Consider the following 25554-nt stretch of genomic DNA (forward strand, 5'->3'; position numbering starts at 1 on the left):
GCTCCGGGTCAGTGGGGTTTCAGGACGACCTTGGTCCATTCGTCCGGATTGTCGTGGAAGTTCCGGTAGCCCTCGGCGGCCTGTTCCAGCGGCAGCCGGTGGCTGATCAGGTCGGTCGTGTCGATCTTGCCGTCCATGATCAGCTCAAGCAGTTGCGGCAGATATTTCTGCACATGGGTCTGGCCAGTCTTGATGGTCAGCCCCTTCTGCATGAAGGCGCCGATCGGCAGCTTGTCGCCGATGCCTCCATAGACGCCCGGCACCGAGACCCGCCCGCCCTTGCGGCAGGCCATGATCGTCTCGCGCAGCACGTGCTGCCGGTCGGTGCCCAGCTTTGTCTCCTGTTTCACGGCGTCGAGGATGTTGTCGGGCGCGAAGCCGTGCGCCTCCATGCCGACGGCGTCGATGCAGGCGTCGGGGCCGATGCCGGCGGTCATCTCCATCAGGGCCTCGCGCACCTTGACCTCGTGATAGTTCAGCACCTCGGCGCCGTTGGCCCTGGCCAGCTCCAGCCGGCGCGGCAGATGGTCGATGGCGATGATCCGGCCGGCGCCCATCAGTTTGGCGCTCTTGATGGCGAACAGGCCGACCGGCCCGCAGCCCCAGATGGCCACCGTGTCGCCGGGCTCGATCTCGGCGTTCTCGGCCGCCATCCAGCCCGTCGGGAAGATGTCCGACAGGAACAGCACCCGTTCGTCCTCGACGCCGTCGGGCACCACGATCGGGCCGACGTCCGAATAGGGCACGCGGGCGTATTCGGCCTGGCCGCCCGCGTAGCCGCCGGTCATGTGCGAATAACCGAACAGGCCGGACATCGGATAGCCGTAGGCGATCTCGGACGCATCGGACTTGTCGGCCGGGTTGGAGTTGTCGCAGGCCGAGTACTGCTGCTTGCCGCAGAAGAAGCAGCTGCCGCAGGCGATGACGAACGGCACGACCACCTTCTGCCCGACCTTCAGGCTGGTGTTGCCGCGGCCGACCTCGATCACCTCGCCCATGAACTCGTGACCGAGAATGTCGCCGTTCGACATGCCCGGGATCATGCTGTCGTACAGATGCAGGTCCGAGCCGCAGATGGCGGTGGCGGTGATCTTGATGATGGCGTCGCGGGGATTGACGATCTGCGGGTCGGGGACGGTGTCCACCTGAACGTTGTGCTTTCCGTGCCAGGTCAGGGCGCGCATGAATCTCTCCGGTCTGATCAGAAGTGGCGGTCGGCGCGGGGGGCGGCGTCGGGCGCCCTGGAGGTCGGGATCTCGCCCGTCTCCATCAGTTGCTTGAAGCGGCGCAACTCGCGGCGGGCCTGGATGCGCGGCTCGCGCTGCATCACCTTGGCGACGACCTTGCCCAGGGTTCCGGCCGGCGGGTCGTAGCTGATGAAGACCCGCACCTCGGTGCCGCGCCCGAAGGGATTGTCGCGGAACTCGATCCAGCCCTCGTGATCGATGTCGCTCTCTTCCAGCGAGCGCCAGGCGATGTATTCGCCGGGCCGCTCCTCGGTGATCTCGCTGACCAGTTCGAAATCGGCGCCGGCCGGGCCGGCGACGATCCAGCTGGAGCGGCCGGACTCCATGATCTCGACCGACTTCACATTCTCCATGAAGGTCGGCAGGTTCCGGAAGTCGCGCCAGAAGTCGTACAGCTCCTGTCGCGGGCGGTTGATCATCACAGCGCGGACGCTGGCGGCCTCGTGCTCGCCCTCGACCCGGTCCTTGTCGGTGAAGGCGGTGGATTCGACCTCGGCGTCGGTCGACATCGGCTGTTCGGACATGACGGCTCCTTTCGGTCAGCCAACCCGTCGATGTCGGCCTTCGTTCCCGGGAACACCGCCCCGGCCGCGCGGTTATGCCGGCGATCACCAGCCGGGAGCCTGTCCATGACCGACCTGTCCGCCACCGCCGCCGAAGGCGTCCGTCCGCTTGCCGTCGTCACCGGCGCCTCCTCGGGCATAGGTTACGAACTGGCCCGGCTGCTCGCGGAGGACGGCTACGATCTGGTCGTCGCCGCCGACACGCCTCTGGCCGAGGCGGTGCAGACCTTCGAAAGCCTGGGGGCGAGGGTCGATGCGGTTCAGGCCGACCTGGCCACGGAGGGCGGCGTGACGACCCTGCATGAGCGGATCGGCGGCCGGCCGGTGGACGTTCTCGCCGCCAATGCCGGGCATGGGCTCGGCCATGCCTTCCTGGATCAGGACTTCGAGGACATCCTGTCTGTCATCAACACCAACGTCACCGGCACGCTGCGGCTGGTCTGGCTGGTCGGGCGGGAGATGCGGGAACGCGGACGGGGTCGGATCCTGTTCACCGGCTCGATCGCCGGCCTGATGCCGGGCACCTTCCAGGCGGTCTACAACGGCTCCAAGGCCTTCGTGGACAGCTTCTCCTTCGCCCTGCGCAACGAGCTGAAGGACACCGGCGTCAGCGTCACGGTGCTGATGCCTGGGCCGACCGACACCGAGTTCTTCGAGCGGGCCGGACTGGAGGACACCATGGTCGGCCAGGGCAAGAAGATGGACGCGGCCAGGGTCGCGAAGATCGGCTATGAGGCGATGAAGCGCGGCGACGGCGACGTGGTGGCCGGCATGGGCAACAAGCTGCAGGCGGCCATGGCCGCCGTGACGCCCGAGAGCGCCCTGGCCGAGATGCACCGCAAGCAGGCCGAGCCGGGATCGGGCAAGAGCTGAGCGGACCGGGGGGCGGCGGTGGATTCTTCGCCTTGAACCCCCCGCCCCTTTCGGCTATAGCCGCGCGCTCTTGAGATTTTCGCGCCGTGGACGTGTGCTCCGCGGCGTTTTCCGTTCGAAGGTTTGACTGATGGCCAACAACCCCGGCGCCAAGAAAGCGATCCGCAAGATCGCCGCCCGCACCGAAGTGAACAAGGCGCGCCGCACGCGCGTCCGCACCTTCCTGCGCAAATTCCAGGAAGCCGTCACCGGTGGTGACGCCGGCGCCGCCAAGGCCGCTTTCGTCGAGGCGCAATCCGAGCTGATGCGCGCCGTGACCAAGGGCGTGGTTCACAAGAACACCGGCTCGCGCAAGGTGTCGCGGCTGGCCGCCCAGCTGAAGAAAATGTCGGCCGCCTGATCTTTCGGCGCGGCCAGGCCTTTCCCCGGCTTGGCTCGACAAAATAGAGTGATTTCAACGGCGAGGGCGCAACCGCTCCCTCGCCGTTTGCACGTGCGCCGCTAACCTTCGCCGGGTGAAATCGTACTCGCCTCGGTGGCGAAACCGGGGATTCCGTTGACTGTGTTTGGCTTTATCGGAGTCAAACAATTTAACTGCATTCGGCGAATCGAATCAGCGTTGACGCCCCCCTCTCCCGGCGTAAGTTTGAGGGGCTAACGCACTTCCATCCCCACACGGATGAACACGGCGCGGGACCAGTTTCGCGTCGGCGTGAGATGTCTGATCGAGAGTACGACCCCACCCGGGCGGCGCCCAGCCGCACCGGACAGGAGAAGTCGTCCGCGATCCAGGCCGCTCGAAGGGCGTCGGTTGATGGAACTTCTACACGGGTGGCTGAACATGGCGGGGGGCGCGCAAATGGCGGGGATGACCGATCCGGATCGTATCTGGACCGAGGCGGCGGGTCGCCTGCGCAGCGAGATCGGCGAAGGGGCCTTCAGCTCCTACATCGCCCCCTCGGCGGTGCGGGCGGATGGCGCCGGCCAGCTGATCCTCGTCACCCCGACCGCCTATGCCCGCGACTGGGTGCGCAAGAACGCCCTGCGCCGCATGAATGAGCTGTGGCTGGGTCTCGACGGCCTGTCGCGCCGCCTCGAGGTGCGCTGCCGGGCCGAGATGGGCTCCGTCGCCCCGGCCTCGCAGGTCGCCGCGGGCCGCGCCGAGGCCCCCGCCGCCAATGTCGTGCCCATGCCGATGGCCACGGTGGCCCCGGTGGCCGACGGGGCCCGCGCGGTGCGCGCCGCCGGACTCCAGGAGCGGCTGACCTTCGACAGCTTCGTCGAAGGCCAGGGCAACGCCTTCGCTCTCGCCATCGCCCGCCAGGCGGCCTGCTGGGCCGACGGCCACTTCAATCCGATCTTCTTCTGCGGCCCCTACGGCTACGGCAAGACGCACCTGCTGAACGCCATCGCCTGGGAGGCCCAGCGCCTGCGCCCCGACGCCAAGGTGGTCTATCTGACCGCCGAGCGCTTCCTGTCGACCTTCGTGCGCGCCATGCAGGACCGCTCGACCGCGGCCTTCAAGGAAAGCCTGCGCGGCGCCGACATGCTGCTGATCGACGACGTCCAGTTCGTCGGCGGCAAGGCGAGCACCCAGGACGAGCTGCTGGCCACGCTGACCAGCCTGATCGAGGACGGCAAGCGCATCGTCCTGTCGGCCGACCGGCCGCCGATGGCCCTGACCGAGGTCGAGCCGCGGCTGCGCAGCCACCTGGCCTCGGGCCTGACCTGCCCGGTCGAGCCGGCCGATCGCGCTCTGAAACTGGCCGTGGCGCGTAACCGCATACAGGCCCTGGCCAATCTCGGCGTCGTCTCCGGCGAAGCCCGTCCGGATGTGCTGGAGCATCTGGTCGACCGCACCCCGGGCTCGATGCGTGAACTGGAAGGCGCCGTGAACACCCTGGCCGCCGTCGCCGGCGCGCGGCTGTCCGCCCTGACCGTGGACGAGGTCCAGACCCTGCTGGGTTCGGCCCTGCGCGGCGGGCCCGAGCGCCGCATCACCGTCGACGAGATCCAGAAGACGGTCGCCGAACATTTCACCCTCAAGCAGGCCGACCTGTTGTCGGAGCGGCGCACCCGCTCCGTGGCCCGGCCGCGCCAGATCGCCATGTGGCTGTGCAAACAGCACACGACGCGGTCCTATCCGGACATCGGCCGGCGCTTCGGCGGGCGCGACCACACCACGGTCCTGCACGGCGTGCGCAAGATCGAGGAGCTGATGGCCCAGGACGACCAGATCGCCCGGGACGTCGAGGCCCTGACCCGCAAGCTGCGGGGCTAGCCGACCGCGGCCGCAATAATATCCGGGTAAAATCGGAAAACGGCGTCCGTAGAGTGCATAGAGTCCGTAGAGGCCGTAGAGGCCGTAGAGGCCGTAGCGGCCGCCGCCCCGGTCGTACGCCTGTGTCTCCGCCTGCGTCGGCGGCGGAGCGGGGTTCGGTTGTCAAAGACCGGGCAGGCATGGCGCGCCCATTATGCCACCGCCCGTTCCTGCGGCGGGCTGAAGGGATCGAGAATTCGTCAGGTCACGGAGGCGGCGGGCAATTTCCGCCTGAACCCGACTATAATTCCGCCGATTGCCAGCCCAGCGTCACGGGCCGGCCGCCGGCGCCGGGCGTTTGTCCACAGAGAGCCGCCGGCTCATCCCTGATCGCCTGCGCCGAGACACCAGCCCCTTCCTTGCCCCGCGCCGTCAATCCGCTAGTGTCCAAGGCCCTCTATTCGCGGTGACGCCCTGAGTCGCCGCACCCCGGGCGAGACCACATGCAGCTGACCATCGAACGATCCGCGCTCCTCAAGGCCCTCGGGCACGTGCAGAGCGTGGTGGAGCGGCGCAACACCATTCCGATCCTGTCCAACGTCCTGCTCAGCGCCGGACGCGACAAGCTCAGCTTCGCCGCCACCGACCTCGACATGGAGATGGTCGACGAGGCCGAGGCCCAGGTGAACGTCGAGGGCCAAATCACCGCCCCGGCCCACACCCTGTACGAGATCGTCCGCAAGCTGCCCGACGGCGCCGAGGTGTCGCTGTCCTACTCCGGCGACGATCCGCGTCTGGTGGTCCAGGCCGGCCGGTCGAAGTTCAACCTGCCGGTGCTGCCGGCCGGCGACTTCCCGGTCATGTCGACCGACACCTCGGGCGCCCGCTTCACCCTGCCCAAGGAAGATCTGGCGCGGCTGATCGACAAGACCCGTTTCGCGGTCTCGACGGAAGAGACCCGCTACTATCTGAACGGCCTGTATCTGCACACCGTGGCCGAGGCCGGCATCCCGCTGCTGCGCGCCGTGGCCACGGACGGCCACCGTCTGGCCCTGGCCGAGACCCCGGCCCCCGAGGGCGCCGCCGGCGGCCCGGGCGTCATCGTGCCGCGCAAGACCGTGGATCAGGTCCGCCGCCTGCTGGACGACGGCTCGGGCGCGGTCGAGATCATGGTCAGCCCGCAGAAGATCCGCTTCGAGTTCGGCCAGGCCAGCCTGACCTCCAAGGTCATCGACGGCGCCTTCCCCGACTACATGCGCGTCATTCCCAAGGGCAACGACAAGCAGGCCGACATCGACAACGCCGTCTTCGCCTCGGCCGTCGACCGCGTCGCCACCATCTCGGCCGAGAAGAGCCGGTCGGTGAAGCTGGCCTTCGAGCTGGACCGCGTCACCCTGACGGTGCGCAACATGGAGGCCGGTCAGGGCGTCGAGGAGGTCGAGATCGGTTATTCCGAAGAGCCCTTCGAGATCGGCTTCAACGCCCGCTACCTGCTCGACGTCGCCGGCCAGATCACCGGCGAGACGGCGCATTTCAAGTTCGCCGACCCGGCCAGCCCGACGCTGGTCCTCGATCCGGGCGATCCGGGCGTGCAGTACGTGCTGATGCCGCTGCGGGTGTGATACGCGGCGCGAAAAGTGAACAGTGCTAGTGCTAGTGAGCGGTCCTTGAGATCGGCTCACTAGCACTAGCACTGGCACTCAGGTCCGCGTCTCCCCCTTGATCACCGCCCTCACCCTCACCGACTTCCGCTCCTATGCGGCGGCCACCCTGTCCATCGCGGCGGGGACGGTGGTGCTGCATGGGCCGAACGGGGCGGGGAAGACCAATCTGCTGGAGGCGCTGAGCCTGTTCACGCCGGGCAAGGGGCTGCGCGGGGCGACGGCGCCGGAGATGGGGCGGCGGGAGCCGGGCGAGACCGGCGGACGGGCCTGGGCCGTGGCGGCGGTGCTGACCGACAGCGACAGCGAGACGAAGCTGGGCACCGGGGTGCAGTCGCCGGGCGCGGCGCGGCGGATCGTGCGCATCGACGGCGAGACGGCCCAGCCGGGGCGGCTGCTGGATCATCTGCGGCCGGTCTGGGCGACGCCGGAGCAGGACCGGCTGTTCTCGGACGCGCGGGCGGCGAGACTGAAATTCTTCGACCGGTTGGTGTTCGCGGCGCAGCCGGACCACGCGGCCTCGGTGTCGGCGTATGAGAAAGCCCTGAAGGAGCGGCTGCGGCTGCTGACCGACGGCGCGGAAGGGCAGCCCGCCGACCCGCTGTGGCTGGATGCGCTGGAGCTGCGGCTGGGCGAGGCAGGCGCCGCCGCGGCGCTGGCCCGGGCCGAGGCCCTGGTCGCCCTGCAGGCCGCCATCGACGAACGCGGCGACCGGCCGTTCCCGCAGGCCGACCTGGGCCTGTCCGGCGAGGCCGAGGCCATGGCCGCCGCCGGGGCGGGGGCGGAAGCCATCGCGGCGGCGATCCGCGAGGGCATGGCCCGCAGCCGGGCCCGCGACGCCGGGGCGGGGCGGTCGCTGTACGGTCCGCATCGCTCGGATCTGACCGCCCTGCATCGCGAGAAGAACCGGCCTGCCGCCGACGGGTCGTCGGGCGAGCAGAAGGCTCTGGTGCTGAACCTGATCCTGGCCCAGATCGCCCGGCTGGCGGGTCAGGCGGCGGCGCCCATCCTGCTGCTGGACGAGGCGCCCGCCCACCTCGACACCCGCCGCCGCGCCGCCCTGTTCGACGAGATCGAGGCGCTGGGGTTGCAGGCGTTCCTGACCGGCACGGAGGCGGAGCTGTTCGCGCCGCTGCGCGGCCGGGCGCAGTTCGTGAAGGTCGAGGGCGGGGGGGTGGTGGTGGAGGGGTGAAGCCCTGCTACTCACACCCGTCATCCTCGGGCTTGACCCGAGGATCAGAGGCGAAAGGCGAGCTGTGCGACAGGGACGGCCCTTCGGCCGCGCCCGTGCGTCGTTCGACGGAGCACCGGACGGTCTGGCCCTCGGGTCAAGCCCGAGGGTGACGGGCGGAAATGGTGAGAAGCAACTTCCGGTTTAGCCGGCTTGCACCGCTCGGCCGCGGGGCGCAGCGTTCGGCGATGGACGACAAGCGGCCCCTGATCGCGACCTATATCGAGGCCAGCCGGCCGTTCGGCGTCGTTTACATCGGTATGACCAACAACCTGTACCGGCGGGGTTCCGAGCACCGCGCGGGTAAGGGCGGAGCGTTCACCCAACGCCACCGCTGCAATATTCTGGTCTGGTACCAACCGTTCGAGCGGGTGACTTCAGCCATCCGCCGGGAGAAGGCGCTGAAGTCCTGGAACCGGCCGTGGAAGATGCAACTGATCGAACAGAGGAACCCGGAATGGCAGGACCTCTTCCCATTTCTGCGCGGCGAGGCGCCCGATCCACGTCTGCCGGTGGACGACGAGTGCGGCGTGCAGGCGTTTCTGGCGCGACTGAAGGGTGGTGGATAGGCACGCCTTCCCACGTCCGTCATCCTCGGGCTTGACCCGAGGATCAGGGGCGAGAGGCGATCTGTGCCTCAGGGATGGCCCTTCGACCACGCCCGTACGCCGTTCGACGCAGCACCGGACCGTCTGGCCCTCGGGTCAAGCCCGAGGGTGACGGGGGCGGTGGTTCAACCGAACTCCGCCTCCAGATCGGCCAGCCTCGCCGCCTGGTCCTCCGCGATCAGGGCGTTGAGCATGGGGTCGAGGTCGCCCTCGAGGATCTGCGGCAGGCTGTGCAGGGTCAGGCCGATGCGGTGGTCGGTGACGCGCCCTTGCGGGAAGTTGTAGGTGCGGATGCGCTCGGAGCGGTCGCCGGAGCCGACCTGCGATTTGCGGGCGCTGGAGCGGGCGAGATCCTTCTCCTGGCGCTGCATGTCGTAGAGGCGGACGCGCAGGTTCTTCATCGCCTTGTCGCGGTTGACGTGCTGCGACTTCTCCGAGGACGTCACCACGATGCCGCTGGGCAGGTGGGTGATGCGCACGGCGGAGTCGGTCTTGTTGACGTGCTGGCCGCCCGAGCCCGAGGCGCGGAAGGTGTCGATGCGGATGTCCTTGTCGTGGATCTCGATCTCGACGTCCTCGACCTCGGGCAGGACGGCGACGGTGGCGGCCGAGGTGTGGATGCGACCGCCGGCCTCGGTGGTCGGCACGCGCTGGACGCGGTGCACGCCGCTCTCGAACTTGAGCCGGCCGAAGACGCCCTCGCCGGTGACGGTGGCGATGATCTCCTTGTAGCCGCCGGCCTCGCCCTCGGTGGCGCTGTCGACCTCGACCCGCCAGCCGCGCGACTGGGCGTAGCGGGAGTACATGCGGAACAGGTCGCCGGCGAACAGGGCGGCCTCGTCGCCGCCGGTGCCGGCGCGGACCTCCAGCACGGCCGAGGCGTTCTCGTCCGCGTCGCGCGGGGCCAGCAGCAGGGCCACGTCGCGCTCCATGTCGGGCAGGCGGGCCTTCAGGGTCTCCAACTCGTCGGCGGCCATGTCGGCCATCTCGGGGTCGGCCGCCATGAGCTCCAGATCGGCCATCTCGGCGCGCATCCGGGCCAGGGCCATGACCGCGTCGGCCACCGGCTTGATCTCGGCGTGCTCCTTGGACAGGCGCACGATCTCCTGGCCGTCGGTGGCCGCGCCCATGCGCGCCTCCACCTGGTGGAAGCGGTCGAGCACCTGATCGAGCCGGGCCTGGGGCAGTCGCAAGGGAGAGTGATCCTGTCTGGCGGGAGGCCTGCCTTAGCGCGACGGCCCGCGATCTGTCGATGGAGCCGACGGCAACCAATTGCATCGCCCCGCCTTTCATCGGACAAGCAACGCTTCGGGCCACGCCAGGGGGCGCATGGACACCTTTCTGCTCTTCCTGCTGGTCGGCTTCGTGGCGCAGGCCGTGGATGGCGCGCTGGGCATGGCCTACGGGGTCATCTCGTCGTCCGTCCTGCTCGCCTTCGGGGTGCCGCCGGCGACGGCCTCGGCGAGCGTGCACGGCGCGGAGGTGTTCACCACCGCCGCCTCGGCCGGGAGCCACATCTGGCACAGGAACGTCGACTGGCGGCTGCTGGCGCCGCTGGCCATAGCCGGCGTGATCGGCGGCTGTCTCGGAGCCTATGTGCTGACCGGGATCGAGGGGGCGGTGATCAAACCGTTCGTGATCGCCTACCTCGCCCTGATGGGGATCTATATCCTGTGGCGGGCGGGGCACGACTTCGGCGTCAAGCGCATCCCCTCCTGGGTGATGGGGCCGCTGGGCCTGGTCGGCGGGTTTCTGGACGCGGTCGGCGGGGGCGGCTGGGGGCCGACGGTGTCCTCGGCCCTGGTCGGCGCCGGGCAGGAGCCGCGGCGGGCCATCGGCACGGTCAACACCGCCGAATTCTTCCTCGCCGTGGCCATCAGCGCCGCCTTCGTCTGGGCCCTGCTGTCGGGACACTGGCGCGAGGCGGGGGCGCTGCAGAACCATGCGGCGGCGGTGGGGGGACTGGTGGTCGGCGGGCTGGCCGCGGCGCCCTTCGCCGGGCTGATCGCCAAGCGGGTGCCGCGCAAGATGCTGACCTATGCGGTCGGCGGCCTGCTGCTGGTGCTGGCCGGGTTCCAGGGGCTGCAGCTGGCCGGCCTGCTGGCCTGAGGCTCAGGCGTCGGGGCGGGTCTGGCGGAAGCTGGGGCGAGCCTCGAGCGCCGCCTGCAGGGCGACGAGGTTCGGCCGGCCGGCCTTCCAGTCGTAGTCCGGATGGCGGAAGCCGATCCAGGTCACGGCCACGCCGGCGGTGATGACGCCGACATCGAGCCGGGAGGCGTCGGGGGCCGCCGCCTCCAGCCCGTCGAGGGCGCGGCCCATATTGGTCGTCCAGCGCCCGATCCACGACGGCGAGCGCTCGTGTTCGGGGCGGCGCTTCTCCAGCACCAGCTTGACGCCCATCTCGAGCGCCCCGTTGGCGAGGGTCTCCAGCCGGCGCACGCGCAGCCGCTCGGCCCCGCCCTCCGGCAGCAGGCGCGGGCCGCTTCCGATGGCGTCGAGGTATTCGCAGATCACCGGGCTGTCGTTCAGCGGCAGGCCGTCCTCCGCGATCAGGGTCGGGACCTGCACCAGCGGATTGGCGGCCAGCAGCTCCGGCGCATTGGCGTAGGGATCGACGGCGATCTCCCCGATCCGGTCGGCCAGCCCCTTCTCGCGGGCGACGATGCGGCATTTGCGGGCGTAGGGCGACGGGACGGTGATGTAGAGCTTCATCCCTCCGGTTTATCCCGCCCCGACGATCTCCGAAAGCGCGCTGTCAACGTCCCCAGATTGCGGACACGGGGAGATCGCCTTTATCGTGTCCGGGCGAGGCCGATCACCGGCTTGCGCCTGGAGGGGTTCCTATGAAGTGGATTGTGGCGGCGTCGCTAGCGGCGCTGGGGCTGGCCGGCTGCGTCAATTCGAGCAGCGGCGACATCATCATGCCGCTGGCGCGGGACCGCGCCGCGACGGCCTCGATCGGCGAGATCGTGCTGACCGGCGCGCCGACGACGGTGTCGGACGGCTTCCCGGCCATCTTCCAGCGCGAGGCGCGCGAGCGGCTCGACAAATGCGCCCGCGGCGACCGTCCGCTGCGCATGGAGGTGCGGATCACCGAGCTGGAAGGCTCGAACGTGGCCAAGGCCTATCTCGTCGGCGATTCCAACGTAATCCGGGCGCAGGTCTTCCTGATCGAGCCGACGACGGGCCAGCGGGTCGGTGACTATGAGGTGTCCCGCTCGGTCGGCGGCGGCGGTCTGTTCGCGGCCCTGGCCATGGCCGAGGCGGAAGAGCAGATGAGCGCGGAGCTGGCGACCGACATCTGCGAGCGGGCGTTCGGCCAGCGCTCCTGAGAGCCCGACGCGAAGGTCGGCGCCGAGCGGTCGACGCCCGGCGCCGTTTTCCGTCAGCGGGCCAAGGCGGCCGTGAAGGCGGGGTCTTCCATCAGCGAGGCGACGGCCTTGGACAGGGCCTGCGACAGGGTCGTCGCGGCGTTGCCGCCGTTGGCGATCTGCACGGTGCGCTCGGCCTCGCCCGAGACGCGGCGGCTGTAGACTTCGGCGCCCGACCGGCTGGTGACCGTCACGGTCATGACGACGCTGGCCGTCGACTTGCCAGCGAACATGCCGGTCGAGAAGTCGTTGAAGAAGGTCTCGACCGAGGCGTTCACGCGGGCCCCGCTGTCGCCGACGCTGTAGCCGCGCTGGCTCAGCTCGGCGGCGATGGCGTTGCGGACGATGTCGGACACTTCCTCGGTGGCCCGGATGGCCGCCATGTCCATGCCGTAGCCGTTGATCTGCACGCCGATGCGGGCGCGATTTTCGGTGCGGGCGTCGGTTCCGACGACCGAGACGTTGATCGATTCCGCCCCAGGCACGCGCGCGGCCTGGCTGACGGTGTAGGGCACCGGCACGATGTCTTCGGACGTGGCGCAGGCGGAAACGGCCAGGGCGGCCGCGAGCGCGGCGCCGGCGAGGTAACGAGACGACATGACCCCCCCTAAGGGTTGAAACGCAGCCTCGACGGCTGCAACCCAAGCTGTATCAGGTCAGGCTGCCCCGGCGCCAGCGCGATCCACGCGGCCGTCTACTCTGCGGCCACGAGACGCGGATCCGCGGCGCGGGCGGCGTCGAGCTCGGCGGCCTTGGCCTCGACCAGTTCGACGAGGTGGTCGATCATGCCCTCGTTGGCCAGCTTGTGGGCGGTCTTGCCGTCGAGATAGACCATGCCCGAGCCCTTGCCGCCGCCGGTGAAGCCGACGTCGGTGTAGAGCGCCTCGCCCGGGCCGTTGACGACGCAGCCGATGATCGACAGCGACATCGGCGTGGTCACATGGGCCAGCTTCTCTTCCAGCACCCCGACCGTCTCGATGACGTTGAAGCCCTGACGGGCGCAGGACGGGCAGGCGATGATGTTGACGCCGCGGTGGCGCAGGCCCAGCGACTTGAGGATGTCGAAGCCGACCTTGATCTCCTCGACCGGGTCGGCGGCGAGGCTGACGCGGATGGTGTCGCCGATGCCGGCCCACAGCATGGAGCCCATGCCGATGGCCGACTTGATGGTGCCGGTGCGCAGCGGGCCCGCCTCGGTGACGCCGAGGTGAAGCGGGCAGTCGATGGCCTCGGCCAGCTGCTGGTAGGCGGCGACGGTGAGGAAGGGGTCGGAGGCCTTCACCGAGATCTTGAACTCGTGGAAGTCGTGGTCCTGCAGGATGCGGGCGTGGTTGAGGGCGCTCTCGACCATGGCGTCGGGGCAGGGCTCGCCGTATTTCTCGAGCAGGTCGCGCTCCAGCGAACCGGCGTTGACGCCGATGCGCATCGAGCAGCCGTGGTCCTTGGCCGCCTGGATGACCTCGCGGACGCGGTCGGGACTGCCGATGTTGCCCGGATTGATGCGCAGGCAGGCGGCGCCAGCCTGGGCCGCCTCGATGCCGCGTTTGTAATGGAAGTGGATGTCGGCCACGAGCGGGACGCGGGCCTCGCGCGCGATGGTGCGGAAGGCGGCGGTCGAGTCCTCGTCCGGGCAGGACACCCGGACGATGTCGGCCCCGGCCTCTTCCAGCCGGCGGATCTGGTCGATGGTCGCGGCGGCGTCCGAGGTCGGCGTATTGGTCATCGACTGGACGGTGATCGGCGCGTCCCCGCCCACGGGGACATCGCCGACCATGATCTGGCGGCTCTTGCGGCGCTCGATGTGGCGCCAGGGACGGACGTGCGTGTGATCAGCGCTCATGACGGCCGCAACATAGGCTCAGGATTGCGGCATGGCCACGACGCACGACGTCGCGGATCAGCCTCCGACCGCGCCGGAGACGACGTTCTGGACCGTGGTCGAGGCCTGGAGCTGGGCCTGCGCCTGGGCCTGGACCGCGGCGGTGCGGGCCGCCTCGGTGCGGGCGGCGACGGCGGCGGCGGCCTGCCGGGCCAAGGTCTGGGCGCGCAGGTTCAGCTGGTTCAGCGGCGTCTGCACCGCCTCGAGCGCCCCGCCATGCTCGCCGTTCAGATAGACGTCGAAGGCGGAGGTGTCCTGGACCTCGACCGTGGCCGCCACGCCGGCGGGCGCGCGCCAGGCGTCGCCGGCGGCCAGCTGGCGGGCGAACAGCACACGGCCGTCGGCCATGCGCACGATCAGATAGGCCGACTTGCGGGCCTGCAGCACGACCTGGGAGGCGCTGGCCGCGGCGCCGTAGATGGCTCCGCGCGGGTTGAAGGCCTTCTGCACCGGCGGCGCGCTGGCGGCGGCGGCGGCGAGGCCCTCGGGCGAGGCCGGATCGATGCCGGTCAGCTCGGCCTCGAGACCGGGTGTGATGTAGAGGGCGGGCACCGTCTGGTCCGGCGGGGCCGGGCGCGGCGCGGTCAGCCGCATGAACTGCGCCTGCCCCGGCACGGCGCCGAGGGTCCAGCTTTCCGGCACGGCGGCGATGTCCGACGGCTGCGGCGCGCGCATCAGGCTGACCCGCTGGAAGACGTTCCAGCCGACCACGGCCAGGACAAGGGCGAGGCCGGCGGCGATCAGGCGGGGCGAATAGCGCCGCACCTCCTCAAAGGCCACGCCGACCGGCGGCTGCAGCGGCACCGACGGATCCGGGCTTTCGCGCTTGAACCGCTCGACGGCGAGCTGCTCATCAAGGCCCAAGGCGCCGGCGTAGGCGCGGACGTAGCCGATCGAGAAGACGCGGTTGGGCAGCACCGAGAAATCGTTCTGCTCCAGCGCCGTCAGATAGCGGGCGGGCACCCGGGTGATGCTGGAAAGTTCGGCCAGGGAACGGCCGGAGTGGTTTCGGGCGATACGCAGGCCTTCGCCGAGAGTCGGCGCGTCCGTGACGGAAGGAACCACGTCCTTCCAGTCGGGATGATCCCGAAACTCGTCCGGGGTGTTCCCCGTATCCAGCGCCATCCGGCCTGACCCCATACTCGTGGCGCGCAAGGAGTCCTCGTGCGCCGTACTCGAACTCGGGGCCTGTATCATATCGGGATGACAGTTCGGGCCTGCCCCCGCAGACCACCCGGTTCCGGCTTGTGGATAACTCATTTGAGTTGACCGATCAACGATTTGTTAGCCGTACCGGCGCGTCAGGCCGGGACGTTTCAAACCGTGACGTTCAATTTCCGGGCCAGGGATTCCAGTTCGCCGCGGATCGAACCGGACGACGAGCCCAGCAGGTTGGCCATGCCGCGGCGGGCGGCGGGCAGGTCGGCGGACAGGATCATGCGCTTCACCGGGCCGATCCCGCCCGCCGGCGCGGACAGCCGGGTGTAGCCGAGGGTCAGCAGGGCGAAGGCCTCCAGCGGCCGCCCCGCCAGCTCGCCGCAGACCGAGACCGGCGTGCCGGTGTCGGCGCATTTCTTCTGGATCTCGGCCAGGGCCCGCAGCGCCGGCGGCGACAGCGGATCATAGCGGTCCGACACCAGCGGATTGGTCCGGTCGGCGGCGAACATGTACTGGAACAGGTCATTGGTGCCGATCGAGACGAAGTCGGTCAGCGGCAGCAGGGCGTCGAGGTGCCACAGCAGGCTGGGGCACTCGATCATCGCCCCGACCCGCAGCAGCGCCGGCAGCGCCCGGCCCCGCCGCCGCGCCCAGGCGCATTCGACATCGACCAGCTCGCGGGCGGCGCGGAACTCGTCGACGGTGGCGATCATCGGGAACATGACGCGCAATTCGCGCCCGGCGGCGGCGGTCAGCAGCGCCCGCAGCTGCAGCCGCAGCAGGCCCGGCCGGTCGAGGCCGAGACGGATGGCGCGGCGGCCCAGCGCCGGGTTTTCCTCCCGCTCGGTGACCAGATAGGGCAGCACCTTGTCGCCGCCGATATCGAGGGTGCGGAAGGTCACCGGCCGGTCGCCGGCCGTGTCGAGCACCAGCTTGTACAGCGCCGCCTGGCTGTCGAGGCGCGGCAGTTCCTCGGAGACCATGAACTGGAACTCGGTGCGGAACAGGCCGATGCCCTCGGCCCCCGTGGCGTCGAGATTCTCCAGATCGACCGCGAGGCCGGCGTTGGTCAGCAGGGTGATCCGCGTCCCGTCGAGGGTGACGGCGGCGACGTCGCGCAGGCGGGTGAACTCGGCCTGGCGTTCGCTGCGCACCTCGATGCGCGACTGGACCGCCGAGAGCATGTCGGGCCGCGGGCGCAGATAGGCCTCGCCGGTCTCGCCGTCGACGATGACCAGGTCGCCTTCGGACAGGCGATCGCGCAGACCCATCAGCCGGCCGACGCAGGGAATCTGCAGGGCGCGGGCGACGATGGCGGCGTGGCTGGCCGCAGAGCCTTCCTCGAGCAGCAGGCCCCTGAGCTTGCGCCGGGGATATTCGAGCAGGTCGGCGGGACCCAGGTTGCGCGCCACCAGGATGGCGTCGTCGGGCAGGTCGCGCTCGCCCGGCCGGTCGCCGGCCAGCAGCCGCAGCAGCCGGTTGGCCAGGTCCTCGAAGTCGTGCAGCCGCTCGCGGATGTAGGGATCGCGGGCGGTGGCGAAGCGGGCGCGATGCTCGTTGCGCACCCGGTCGACGGCGGCCTCGGCGGTCAGGCCGGTGCGCACGGCCTCCTCCAGCGAGCGGTTCCAGCCTCGGTCGTCGGCGAACATCCGGTAGGTCTCGAGCACCTCGAACGAGGTCCCGGCCAGCTTGCCCTGGCCGCCTTCGAGAAGGCTGTCGATATTGGCCTTGAGGGCGATCAGGGCCTCGCGCAGGCGGATTTCCTCGACCTGCGGATTCTCCGCCAGCAGGTTCTCCGGCGGCACCGGCGCCTCGTGCAGGACGACGTGGCCATAGGCCAGTCCCTCCGCGAAACGCTGGCCCCTGAGCCGCTCGGGCCGGTGTGGCGCGACCTCGATGTCGCGCAGCTCGTCCTGGGCCAGCAGTTCGCCCGAGGCCACGGTCTCGGCGAGGACCATGGCGATGGTCTGGATGTCCTCGACCTCTTCCTCGTCGTAGCGCCGCTCGGAGCGGTTCTGGACGACGAGCACGCCGATGGCGCGGCCGCCGCGCAGCAGCGGGGCGCCGAGGAAGGCGTGGTAGGGGTCTTCGCCCGTCTCCGGGCGATAGGCGAAGCTGGGGTGCGACGGGGCGTCGGACAGGCTGATCGGCTCGGCCGTGCGCGCCACCTCGCCGACCAGGCCCTCGCCGGGGCGCAGCCGGGTGGTGTGCACCGCCTCGGGCTTCAGGCCCTGGGTGGCGAACAGCTCCAGTTCGCCCGAGGCGCGGCGCAGGTAGATCGAGCAAACCTCGGCGACCATCGACTGGGCGATGATCCGCACCACCGTGTCGAGGCGGTCCTGCGCAGGCGCCGCCCCCGCCATAGCCTCGCGGATCTGGCGAAGGAGGTTCCGCGGCCCCCTCGTCGTCAATCCGCCAACCGGCATGGCCCCTCCAAAAGATGCAGCGCGCAGATGGGCGCCGCCAAGCTTCGTTTCTAGACTGCTTCCAGTCCGTAAGCCGAATGAAGCGCACGAACGGCCAGTTCGGCATAGGCCGCATCGATCAGCACGCTGATCTTGATCTCCGACGTCGAGATGGCCTGGAACTTGACGCCCTTGTCGGCCAGGGCCCGGAACATGGTCTGGGCGACGCCGGCGTGGCTGCGCATGCCGACCCCGACCACCGAGACCTTGGCCACGTCCTCGTCGACGCGGATTTCCTCAAAGCCGATCTCCGCCTGCGCCGCGCGCATCAGCTCGGCGGCCCGGGGCGCGTCGCGCCGGCCGGTGGTGAAGGTCAGGTTGACCGCCCCCTCGCTGCGGGCCTGCGACTGGACGATCATGTCGACGTTGACGTTGGCGTCGGCCAACCGGGTGAAGACGTCGGCCGGCGCCTCGATCCGATCCGACAGGCCCAGCAGGGTGATGCGGGCCTCGTCGCGGCTCATGGTCACGCCGGATACGATGCGTTTCTCCACGATTTCCTCCTCGTCGCAGATCAGGGTGCCGGACTCGGCGGGCAGTCGACCGTTCTCGTCGGGTTCGATGAAGCTGGACAGGACCCGGACCGGGACCTGTTTCGCCATGGCCAGCTCGACCGAGCGGGTCTGCAGCACCTTGGCCCCGAGCGAGGCCATCTCCAGCATCTCCTCATAGGAGACCTTTTCGAGGCGGCGGGCGCGGGACTCGATGCGCGGGTCGGTGGTGTAGACGCCGTCCACGTCGGTGTAGATGTCGCAGGAACAGCCCAGCGCCGCGGCCACCGCCACCGCCGAGGTGTCCGAGCCGCCGCGGCCCAGGGTGGTGATCCGCCCGTCGCGGGTGACGCCCTGGAAGCCGGGCACGATGGCGATCTCGCCCTTGTCCAGCGCGGCGCCCAGCACCTCGCCCGGCACATCCTCGATGCGGGCCCGACCGTGGGCGTCGTCGGTCAGGATCGGGATCTGCCAGCCCATCCAGCTGCGCGCGTTCAGACCCATGTTGCGCAGCGTCAGCGCCAGCAGGCCCGAAGTCACCTGCTCGCCCGAGGCGACGACCACATCGTATTCGTCGTCCGACAGCACGACGCCCCGGGACGCAAGGGCGGGGGCCGGACGGCCGGCGCCGTCGGTCCAGGCGACCAGCTCGTTGGTCTTGCCGGCCATGGCGGAAACGACCACGGCGAGCTTCTTGCCCGAGGCGGCCTCGGCGGCGACGATGCGGGCGGCGCGGCGGATGCGCTCGAGGTCGCCCATCGAGGTGCCGCCGAACTTCATCACCAGCCGATCAGACTGTGGCCGCGTCATCGTGGCGTAGCGCTCCGTCTTGCAAGGAGAACCGTCCGGGTTCATCCCTCGGCCCATGGTCGCTTCTAACGACACGCTATCGGCGCGCAAACCCCAAAGCGGCGGGGATTTCGGCGACCGCGCCGCCGGGCCCTCGATCGATCCCGCCGACGTGGCGCGGTTCTCGACCCAGGCGGCGGAATGGTGGGACGCGCGCGGGCCGTTCGCGCCGCTGCACAGGTTCAATCCGGCGCGCCTGACCTTTGTCCGCGACCAGGCGGCGGAGCGGTTCGGGCGCGACATCCGCACCCGCGCGCCCTTCGCCGGCCTGACCCTGCTCGACGTCGGCTGCGGCGGCGGGCTGATCGCCGAGCCGATGCGGCGGCTGGGCTTCAAGGTGACGGCCATCGACGCCTCGACCGAGAACATCGGCACGGCCCGGGTGCATGCGGAACAGCAGGGCCTCGACATCGCCTATCGCGCCGCCACGGTGGAGCAACTTGAGGCGGAAGGGGCCGGCCCGTTCGATGTCGTCCTGACCCTGGAGGTGATCGAGCACGTCGCCGATCCGGAGGCCTTCGTCCGCACCTGTTCGCGGCTGGTGAAGCCCAGCGGGATGATGGTCGTGGCGACGTTGAACCGCACGCTGAAGTCGCTGGCCCTCGGCAAGGTCGCGGCGGAGTACGTGTTGCGCTGGGTGCCGGCCGGAACGCACGACTGGAACCAGTTCCTCAAGCCGGACGAGATCCGCCTGATGCTGTCGGAAGAACCGCTCGCCGTCAGCGGGCCGTACGGGTTGGTCTACAATCCGCTGACGGACCGCTGGAGCGAGAGCGACGACGCCGGGATCAACTACATGATGGTGGCGACGCGGGACTGAGGCCGGTTCATCGGGGGTTCATCGACCTGACGTCGATGTAACGGGACAGCCAAGCTTGGCGGTGAGATGAGAGGGCCTTCCTCAACCTCCCCCCTTGCAGGAGCTTCCCAATGAAACGCCTTCTGATCCTCGCCGCCGTCTCCGCCAGCCTGATGGCCTCCGGCTGCGTCACCGTCATCGACGCCTCGGACAGCGACGACGCGTGGCACGGCAATAACGCCCAGCCGTTCGACGCCGCGCGCGACGCCTGCCGCGCCGAGGCCGGCCACGGGCACGGCGACGCCTTCCGCGACTGCATGGCCGCCAAGGGCTGGACGCGCAGCTAGGGCCGGTTCAGGCGGGGCAGCGCGTGTTCAGCGGGACGGAGCGGAAGTTCCACTCCATGCTGCGCGCCTGCCCCGCGATCTCGCCCTCGATCCGGGCTGTCAGGACGTCGCCCTCGCGCTGGTAGATGACCCGCGTCGGGAAGTCGTTTTCGGCGTTTGCGAAGACGGCGCGGCCCGGACCGCTCTCGGCCAGGACGAAGACCGTCGGCGGCGCCCCGCCCGGCTGGGCGACATAGGCGAAGCCCTGCGGCGTCGGGCCGATGTGTGACACCTCGAACGACGTCTCCCCGCCCGACACGGTCACCGCGTGACCGACGCTGACGCCGCCGCGCGGATCGCTCCACGTCTCCGACGCCTCGCGCCCGTCGGAACAGTCCAGCCAGTAGCCGGCCATCCACGATACGTCGGGCGCGGGCGCGGTCTGGATCAGGACGGCGGCGAGAACGGCGGCGGTCGGCATCGGTGAAATCCCTCTGGTTCGTCGGCCATCCTAGTGCGGCGACAGCGGCCCCGGCTTGTAGGATTGCGACGCCAGGCTGCGCGCCAGCCCGACCTGCTCCCGCGCCCATTCCGTGGCCGTGCAGCCGAGGAAGCGGCGGAAGTCCCGCGCCATCTGCGGCTGATCGAAGAACCCCGCCTCGAGGCCGGCCTCGAGCCAGCCGAGCGACCCCGGGCCTTCGAAATGGTCGAACACGCGGCGGAAACGCAGGATGGATCGCAGCAGGCGCGGCGGCACGCCCACCCGGTCGCGGAAGCGGCGCTGCAGGGCGCGGCGTTCGGCCGGCGAGCGCGCCGGGCACGGGCGGTCCTGGCCGGCCGCCTCGATCTCCGCCCGGACGAGCGGGTCGACGGACCAGTCGCCGGCCCGGCGCTGAGCCTCGATCCAGTCCGTCATCAGCGCCGCCTGGGCGGCAGGGTCGCCGGCGGGAGGTTCCAGCCCGGCCAGTCGACCGGTCATGTCCAGACGGCGGTCGGTCGCCCCGGCGAGCGGCAGGCCCAGCCAGTCGCGCGCCCCGTCGGGCTCGAAGCGGACGGCGACCAGTTCGACCGGCCCGGCGGGCCGCAGCGCCAGCGGGCGGGTCATCTGGCCCGCGAACAGGGCGGGCGGCTGCAGGCGGAAAGCGCCGTCGAGACCCTGCTCCTCATAGGGAGAACCGATGTCGAGGATCAGTTCGGGACAGCCGTCCGGGGCGATGCGCTGCACCGTCGGCGCCGGCGCGGGGGCGGCGTAGGTCCAGATCGTGCGCACGAAGGGGCGCAGCGACGGCGGCGGTTCGAACTCCTGATAGCGCTCCCCCTCCCCAGGCATGGGCGCGTCAGTTCAGCTTGGCGGGATCGGGCGGGGCTGGCGGCAGGGGCGCGCAGGGCACGCCGTCCTCCTTCAGCTTCCTGACCTCGGCGGGGGTGGCCTCGCCGTAGATTTCCCGCTTCTCGGACCGGCCCTCGTGGATGTCGCGGGCCTCGCGGGCGAAGGCGTCGCCGACGTAGTCGAAATTCTGCTCGACGTGGCTGCGCACCTCGCGCGCCATCTGCATCATCATGCCCTGCATCTTCGCCGGATCGGGCCCCACGGCGGTCTTGCGGGTCCCGGCGACGGCGGGAGCCATGATCTGCTTGCTCACCGCGCGGGAACCGCAGACCGGGCATTCGACCAGACCGCCCTTGGCCTGATCGTCGTAATCGGCGGAGGTCCCGAACCAGGCTTCAAAGCCATGGTCCCGGTCACACTGAAGGGCGTAGCGGATCATGACGGCCGCATCGTCGGGAGGGCGAAGTCGCGGTCGTGGGTCAGCTGCGGCACGGCGCTGCGGGCGCGGGTGACGGCATCGAGGTCGAGCGTGGCGAGCAGCACGCCCGGCTCGTCGTGGTCGAGTTTCGCCACCACCTCCCCCCACGGCGCGACGACCGTGGAGCGACCCCAGGTGCGGCGGCCGTCCTCATGCGCGCCGCCCTGGGCGGGGGCGAGGACGTAGCAGCCGGTCTCGATGGCCCGGGCGCGCAGCAGCGTCTCCCAGTGGGCCTCGCCGGTCGGGACGGTGAAGGCGGCGGGCACGGCGATCATCACCGCCCCGGCCCTGGCCAGCGCCCGGTGCAGCTGCGGGAAGCGGATGTCGTAGCAGATGGTCAGGCCCAGCCCGCCCCAGGGCGTCTCGGCCACCACGGCCTGGTCGCCCGGCCGCACCGTGGCGCTCTCGCGCCAGCGCTCGCCGGTCGGCAGGTCGACGTCGAAGACGTGCAGCTTGTCGTAGCGGGCGACGACCTCGCCCGCGTCGTCGATCAGCAGCGAGCGGTTAGCGGCGCGCTCGTCGCCGTCGCGGCCCGAGCGGACGATGGCCGAGCCGATCAGCAGCCAGACGCCGAGCTCCCGGGCCAGAGCCTGCAAACCGCCGACCACCGCGTCCCGCTCCTGCGTCTGCAGCGCCGCCTGGCGCGCGACCCGGTCCTGGATCAGGAAGTTCGTCGCCTCGGGCGTCAGGATCAGCCTGGCCCCGCCGGCCGCCGCCTGACGGATCAGCGGCCCGACATGGGCCAGGGCGGCGGCCGGACTTGCGGGCGTGCGCGTCTGGATCAGGGCGACGGGAACGGAGGTCATCAGGCCGCGAGCAATGGGTCCAGCTCGCCCCTGCGGTCAAGCGCGTGCAGGTCGTCGGAGCCGCCGACGTGCTTTCCGTCGATGAAGATCTGCGGGAAGGTCATGCGTCCGCCGGAACGCTGGATCATCTCCTGCTTCTTCGCCGGATCGTTCGAGGCGACGATCTCGGTGTAGTCCGCGCCCTTTCCGTCCAGCAGGGCCTTGGCGGCGTAACAGTAGCCGCAGCCGGGTTTGGTGTAGATGACGATGTCGGCCAAGGGGGTCTCCGGATCAAGAACGCGCCCTGACGCCGGGAACCGCCGGGCGGCGAGCGACAGGGCAAGGGTCATGTAGGCAATTCCCGCGCCGTCCGCACCCGGGCGATGACCGCCAGATCGACGGCGCGGGCGCCGGCCTCGATCAGCGCGCGGGCGCAGGCCTCGGCGGTGGCGCCCGTGGTCAACACGTCGTCGACCAGAAGGATGCGCCGCCCCCTGATCCTGCGGCGCCCCGCCTCGGTCACCGCGAAGGCCTTCTTGACGTTCAGCCGCCGTCCGCGCGCCGACTTGCCGCCCTGGCTGGTCGTATGGGTCTGCCGGACGAGGGCGTCGGGCAGATAGTCGAGCCCGGCTCCGCGGGCCAGCGGCCGGGCGATCTCCGCGGCCTGGTTGAAGCGGCGCGACAGCAGCCGCAGGCGGTGCAAGGGCACAGGGATCACCGCGTCGGCGTCGTCCAGCAGCGGCGCGGCCGAGCGGCTCAGCCAGCGGGCGAACAGCGGCGCGAACGGCTGGTGATCGCCGTGCTTGAACTTGAGGATCAATCCGCGCGATGCCTCGTCGTAGACGCAGGCCGCACGGGCCCGGGCGAAGGCGTAGGGCTGGGCCAGACAGGCGGCGCAGCGCGGCGAGGCGAAGACGCCGCCGTCCATCTCGAAGCCTGCGCCGCAGCCGTCGCAGACCGGGTCCTCAAGGAAGACCACCCGGCTCCAGGCGTCCGGCGTCAGGCCCGCCGAGGCGGTGGCTTCCGGGCTGTCGTGGGCCAGCGGCGGCATCAGCAGGTCGGCCGCGCCCCGGCCCAGCGCGCGCAAACCGGTCGTGATCCGCGACCGGCCCGCTTCCAATCGGTCGCGCCAACCCCCATCCTGATGGACCATGAACGCCTCCCCCGGTCCTCCCGAGATTTTCGACAGCCGACGTCGCGCGGCCAAGCTGGCGCGGGGCGACAAGGCCTTCGCGGCGGCCGATTTCCTGCACGTCCGGGCCGCCGAGAACGCGGTGACCAGCCTGGAAGTCATCCTGCGCGACTTTCCGGACGCCGTCGACCTGTCAGCCCGTCCGGGTCCCTTCGCCCGTTTGCTGGCCGGCAGCGCAGCCTCCCCACGGGTCGGAGCGGTGCGGGTTTCCGGCGACGCGGCGGCGCGGGCGGCGCCCGGAGCGGCCCCGCTGGACCTGCCGGACCAGTCGCAGGACCTGATCGTCTCGCTGATGAGCCTGCACTGGGCCAACGACCTGCCCGGAGCGCTGGCGCAGATCCGGCGCGCGCTGCGGCCGGACGGCCTGTTTCTCGGCACCCTGCTGGGGGCCGGCACGCTGAAGGAGTTGCGCACGGTGCTGACCGAGGCGGAGCTGGAGGTGCGCGGCGGGGCCCAGGCGCGGGTGTCGCCCTTCGCCGACGGCTTCGACGACGCCGCCCTGCTGCAGCGGGCCGGCTTCGCCCTGCCCGTGTCGGACGTGGACCGGCTGACCGTGCGCTATCCGGACCTCTACGCTTTGGTGCGCGACCTCCGCGCCATGGGCGAGACCAACGCGCTGTCGGGCGCGATCCGCCCGATGACGCGCGGCCTGCTGGCGCGGACGGCCGAACTCTACGCCGAGCGCTTCGCCGACGCCGACGGTCGTATCCGGGCGACGTTCGAGATCGTGCACCTGGCCGGATGGGCCCCGCACGAACGTCAGCAGAAGCCCCTGCCGCGCGGGTCGGCCAAGGTCCGGCTGGCGGACGCGCTGGGGGTCAGGGAATGGACGGGCGAGGAAGACTGATCGCCGGATCGGCCGGCGTCAGTCGCCGCCGATGGCTCCGGCCAGCTTGCCCATCGCCGCGTTGAACGTGCCCGTCCCGGCGCTGGCGAAGGCGGTGATGCCCGCGAGCGCCACGAGGAAGACCAGGGCGATGATCAGGCCGTACTCGAGCGCGGTCGCGCCGCGTTCATCGGCCAGGAACCGGGAGAGCAGAGCACGCATGGCCCCCTCCTTCGGCGGCTAGAGCAGGTCGCGCAGCCAGGCGACCAGGGGTTCGTCGGCCGGAGGCATCGGGTAATCGGCCAGCTGGTTCGGCCGCACCCATTTCAGAGCCGCGTGCTCGCGGTTCCGAACCACCCCCGACCAGCGTCGGCACAGATACAATGGCATCAACAGGTGAAACGAATCGTAAGCGTGGCTCGCGAAAACGAACGGGGCCAGGCAGGCCTCGTTCACGTCGATGTCGAGCTCTTCCTTCAGCTCCCGGATCAGCGCCGCCTCGGGCCGCTCGCCCGGATCGACCTTGCCGCCCGGAAACTCCCACAGGCCGGCCAGTTGCTTGCCCTCGGGCCGCTGGGCGATGAGCACCCGGCCGTCGGCGTCGATCAGGGCCACGGCGACGACGAGGACGGTGGGGAGTGCGGTCATTGCTGGCCAAGGTAACGGAACTGGGACACCTGCAATTCAGAGTCGGTCACGGCATAAATGACTCGCACCCGACGGTCGAACGTGAACTCAAACAGGTTGTCGATCATCGGGCGGCCCATGCCCGGGAAGTCCGCAAAGGCTTCGCAGCGACGTTTCAAGTCCTCAACGAAGCGGATGGCCGCGGAGGGCGAGTCGGCTGCGATCACATCGTAGATGGCGCCCAGGTCAAACTCAGCGTCCGGCAGATAGACGAGAGCCAGTCTCACTCCGCGGCGCGCTTGAGGCGAGCCTCATGCCGGGCGCGAAGGTTCTCGCCAACCTGTTCCGAGGTGAGGCGCGGCCTCGGATCGGCCATTCGCGTCTCATGGACCGACCGGAGCCACTCCAGCGCATCGGCCGACGGGTTGTCGCTGTCGAGGTCGGCGCTGAGCTCCGCCCCCAGGAATGGCGGCGTCTCGTAGGCGTACCGGTTCGCCGATTTCGGTCTGGCGCTCATGGCCGTGACCGTAGCACG

30 protein-coding genes are annotated in these 25554 nt (G+C 70.2%); 11 read left to right on the forward strand and 19 right to left on the reverse strand.

Translation table 11 applies throughout. The annotated features are described in order from the left end of the window. Positions 1-8 precede the first annotated feature (8 nt). Entirely contained in the window at positions 9-1184 is a 1176-nt protein-coding gene (locus VEA98_RS08765; RefSeq protein WP_324813102.1) for a zinc-dependent alcohol dehydrogenase, read from the reverse strand. Positions 1185-1201: 17 nt separating this feature from the next. After that, positions 1202-1771, reverse strand: coding sequence for an SRPBCC family protein (locus tag VEA98_RS08770; protein WP_324813105.1), 570 nt, complete (start codon positions 1769-1771; stop codon positions 1202-1204). 105 nt (positions 1772-1876) lie between these two features. Between VEA98_RS08770 and VEA98_RS08775 the strand changes: the two genes are divergently transcribed. From VEA98_RS08775 to VEA98_RS08800, 6 genes are all read left to right on the forward strand, one after another. Further along, positions 1877-2683, forward strand: a complete 807-nt coding sequence (locus VEA98_RS08775; protein ID WP_324813108.1) for an SDR family NAD(P)-dependent oxidoreductase — start codon at positions 1877-1879, stop codon at positions 2681-2683. A 130-nt stretch (positions 2684-2813) separates the two neighbouring features. Beyond that, the gene (gene rpsT, locus VEA98_RS08780) at positions 2814-3083 is read left to right on the forward strand and encodes a 30S ribosomal protein S20 (protein ID WP_324813111.1); all 270 of its coding nucleotides are present in this window, start codon (positions 2814-2816) and stop codon (positions 3081-3083) included. Between the two features lie 435 nt (positions 3084-3518). Further along, positions 3519-4964: a chromosomal replication initiator protein DnaA gene (gene dnaA / locus VEA98_RS08785; protein ID WP_414642170.1), complete on the forward strand. Its 1446-nt coding sequence runs from the start codon at positions 3519-3521 to the stop codon at positions 4962-4964. A gap of 482 nt (positions 4965-5446) precedes the next feature. Continuing rightward, positions 5447-6565 carry a DNA polymerase III subunit beta gene (gene dnaN / locus VEA98_RS08790; RefSeq protein WP_324813115.1) on the forward strand — a complete coding sequence of 373 codons (1119 nt, stop codon included), beginning with the start codon at positions 5447-5449 and terminating at the stop codon, positions 6563-6565. A gap of 97 nt (positions 6566-6662) precedes the next feature. Continuing rightward, the gene (gene recF, locus VEA98_RS08795) at positions 6663-7796 is read left to right on the forward strand and encodes a DNA replication/repair protein RecF (protein WP_324813117.1); all 1134 of its coding nucleotides are present in this window, start codon (positions 6663-6665) and stop codon (positions 7794-7796) included. Positions 7797-8023: 227 nt separating this feature from the next. Beyond that, positions 8024-8404, forward strand: a complete 381-nt coding sequence (locus VEA98_RS08800; RefSeq protein ID WP_324813120.1) for a GIY-YIG nuclease family protein — start codon at positions 8024-8026, stop codon at positions 8402-8404. 164 nt (positions 8405-8568) lie between these two features. Here VEA98_RS08800 and prfA read toward each other — a convergent pair whose 3' ends face one another. Then, the gene (prfA, locus tag VEA98_RS08805; protein WP_324813122.1) at positions 8569-9636 is read right to left on the reverse strand and encodes a peptide chain release factor 1; all 1068 of its coding nucleotides are present in this window, start codon (positions 9634-9636) and stop codon (positions 8569-8571) included. A 136-nt stretch (positions 9637-9772) separates the two neighbouring features. On the opposite strand from prfA, the gene VEA98_RS08810 reads away from it, so the two are divergent. Next, positions 9773-10552, forward strand: a complete 780-nt coding sequence (locus VEA98_RS08810; RefSeq protein ID WP_324813125.1) for a sulfite exporter TauE/SafE family protein — start codon at positions 9773-9775, stop codon at positions 10550-10552. A 3-nt stretch (positions 10553-10555) separates the two neighbouring features. Here the strand turns inward: VEA98_RS08810 and VEA98_RS08815 are convergent, their stop codons facing one another. Next, on the reverse strand, positions 10556-11155 hold the full coding sequence (locus VEA98_RS08815; RefSeq protein WP_324813127.1) for a glutathione S-transferase family protein: 600 nt from the start codon (positions 11153-11155) through the stop codon (positions 10556-10558). 131 nt (positions 11156-11286) lie between these two features. On the opposite strand from VEA98_RS08815, the gene VEA98_RS08820 reads away from it, so the two are divergent. Next, positions 11287-11775: a hypothetical protein gene (locus tag VEA98_RS08820; RefSeq protein ID WP_324813131.1), complete on the forward strand. Its 489-nt coding sequence runs from the start codon at positions 11287-11289 to the stop codon at positions 11773-11775. 53 nt (positions 11776-11828) lie between these two features. Here the strand turns inward: VEA98_RS08820 and VEA98_RS08825 are convergent, their stop codons facing one another. The 5 genes from VEA98_RS08825 to VEA98_RS08845 all read right to left on the reverse strand — a co-directional run bounded on the left by VEA98_RS08825 (position 11829) and on the right by VEA98_RS08845 (position 18617). Further along, positions 11829-12413 carry a YajG family lipoprotein gene (locus tag VEA98_RS08825; RefSeq protein WP_324813134.1) on the reverse strand — a complete coding sequence of 195 codons (585 nt, stop codon included), beginning with the start codon at positions 12411-12413 and terminating at the stop codon, positions 11829-11831. 95 nt (positions 12414-12508) lie between these two features. Then, complete coding sequence (gene ispG, locus VEA98_RS08830) at positions 12509-13654, reverse strand: flavodoxin-dependent (E)-4-hydroxy-3-methylbut-2-enyl-diphosphate synthase (protein ID WP_324813136.1); 1146 nt, start codon at positions 13652-13654, stop codon at positions 12509-12511. A gap of 57 nt (positions 13655-13711) precedes the next feature. Then, positions 13712-14848 (reverse strand): helix-turn-helix transcriptional regulator, encoded by a 1137-nt coding sequence (locus VEA98_RS08835; RefSeq protein WP_324813138.1) that lies wholly within the window; start codon positions 14846-14848, stop codon positions 13712-13714. Positions 14849-15009: 161 nt separating this feature from the next. Next, positions 15010-17214 carry a phosphoenolpyruvate--protein phosphotransferase gene (gene ptsP / locus VEA98_RS08840; protein ID WP_414642163.1) on the reverse strand — a complete coding sequence of 735 codons (2205 nt, stop codon included), beginning with the start codon at positions 17212-17214 and terminating at the stop codon, positions 15010-15012. 113 nt (positions 17215-17327) lie between these two features. Then, positions 17328-18617, reverse strand: coding sequence for an aspartate kinase (locus VEA98_RS08845; RefSeq protein WP_324813143.1), 1290 nt, complete (start codon positions 18615-18617; stop codon positions 17328-17330). Between the two features lie 55 nt (positions 18618-18672). Here VEA98_RS08845 and ubiG point away from each other — a divergent pair, with 55 nt between their 5' ends. Then, positions 18673-19476 (forward strand): bifunctional 2-polyprenyl-6-hydroxyphenol methylase/3-demethylubiquinol 3-O-methyltransferase UbiG, encoded by an 804-nt coding sequence (ubiG, locus tag VEA98_RS08850; RefSeq protein ID WP_324813145.1) that lies wholly within the window; start codon positions 18673-18675, stop codon positions 19474-19476. Between the two features lie 110 nt (positions 19477-19586). Beyond that, entirely contained in the window at positions 19587-19802 is a 216-nt protein-coding gene (locus VEA98_RS08855; RefSeq protein ID WP_324813147.1) for a hypothetical protein, read from the forward strand. 7 nt (positions 19803-19809) lie between these two features. On the opposite strand, the gene VEA98_RS08860 is transcribed toward VEA98_RS08855, so the two are convergent. The 6 genes from VEA98_RS08860 to VEA98_RS08885 all read right to left on the reverse strand — a co-directional run bounded on the left by VEA98_RS08860 (position 19810) and on the right by VEA98_RS08885 (position 23527). Beyond that, a complete protein-coding gene (locus VEA98_RS08860) occupies positions 19810-20262 on the reverse strand; it encodes a DUF6265 family protein (RefSeq protein ID WP_324813150.1) in 453 nt (150 codons plus the stop codon). 30 nt (positions 20263-20292) lie between these two features. Beyond that, positions 20293-21111, reverse strand: a complete 819-nt coding sequence (locus VEA98_RS08865; RefSeq protein WP_324813153.1) for a helix-turn-helix domain-containing protein — start codon at positions 21109-21111, stop codon at positions 20293-20295. Between the two features lie 7 nt (positions 21112-21118). Continuing rightward, complete coding sequence (locus VEA98_RS08870) at positions 21119-21550, reverse strand: DUF1178 family protein (protein ID WP_324813155.1); 432 nt, start codon at positions 21548-21550, stop codon at positions 21119-21121. Beyond that, entirely contained in the window at positions 21547-22395 is an 849-nt protein-coding gene (locus VEA98_RS08875; protein WP_324813157.1) for a carbon-nitrogen hydrolase family protein, read from the reverse strand. The genes VEA98_RS08870 and VEA98_RS08875 overlap by 4 nt, the downstream gene beginning before the upstream one ends. Then, the gene (gene grxC, locus VEA98_RS08880) at positions 22395-22652 is read right to left on the reverse strand and encodes a glutaredoxin 3 (protein WP_324813159.1); all 258 of its coding nucleotides are present in this window, start codon (positions 22650-22652) and stop codon (positions 22395-22397) included. Before grxC ends, VEA98_RS08875 begins: the two co-directional genes overlap by 1 nt. Positions 22653-22720: 68 nt before the next feature. Continuing rightward, a complete protein-coding gene (locus tag VEA98_RS08885) occupies positions 22721-23527 on the reverse strand; it encodes a ComF family protein (protein ID WP_324813161.1) in 807 nt (268 codons plus the stop codon). On the opposite strand from VEA98_RS08885, the gene VEA98_RS08890 reads away from it, so the two are divergent. Continuing rightward, positions 23526-24413, forward strand: coding sequence for a methyltransferase domain-containing protein (locus VEA98_RS08890; protein WP_324813164.1), 888 nt, complete (start codon positions 23526-23528; stop codon positions 24411-24413). The two genes, VEA98_RS08885 and VEA98_RS08890, sit on opposite strands and share 2 nt — an antisense overlap. Before the next feature lie 18 nt (positions 24414-24431). Here the strand turns inward: VEA98_RS08890 and VEA98_RS08895 are convergent, their stop codons facing one another. The 4 genes from VEA98_RS08895 to VEA98_RS08910 are packed head-to-tail and all read right to left on the reverse strand — an operon-like array spanning position 24432 to position 25536. Beyond that, positions 24432-24614 (reverse strand): Flp family type IVb pilin, encoded by a 183-nt coding sequence (locus VEA98_RS08895; protein ID WP_324813166.1) that lies wholly within the window; start codon positions 24612-24614, stop codon positions 24432-24434. Positions 24615-24632: 18 nt separating this feature from the next. Next, the gene (locus VEA98_RS08900) at positions 24633-25040 is read right to left on the reverse strand and encodes a (deoxy)nucleoside triphosphate pyrophosphohydrolase (protein ID WP_324813167.1); all 408 of its coding nucleotides are present in this window, start codon (positions 25038-25040) and stop codon (positions 24633-24635) included. Continuing rightward, a complete protein-coding gene (locus tag VEA98_RS08905; RefSeq protein ID WP_324813169.1) occupies positions 25037-25306 on the reverse strand; it encodes a type II toxin-antitoxin system RelE/ParE family toxin in 270 nt (89 codons plus the stop codon). The genes VEA98_RS08900 and VEA98_RS08905 overlap by 4 nt, the downstream gene beginning before the upstream one ends. Further along, positions 25303-25536 carry a hypothetical protein gene (locus tag VEA98_RS08910; protein ID WP_324813171.1) on the reverse strand — a complete coding sequence of 78 codons (234 nt, stop codon included), beginning with the start codon at positions 25534-25536 and terminating at the stop codon, positions 25303-25305. The genes VEA98_RS08905 and VEA98_RS08910 overlap by 4 nt, the downstream gene beginning before the upstream one ends. Positions 25537-25554 lie beyond the last annotated feature (18 nt).

The sequence above is a fragment of the Brevundimonas sp. genome (assembly GCF_035627055.1).
Lineage (GTDB): Bacteria > Pseudomonadota > Alphaproteobacteria > Caulobacterales > Caulobacteraceae > Brevundimonas.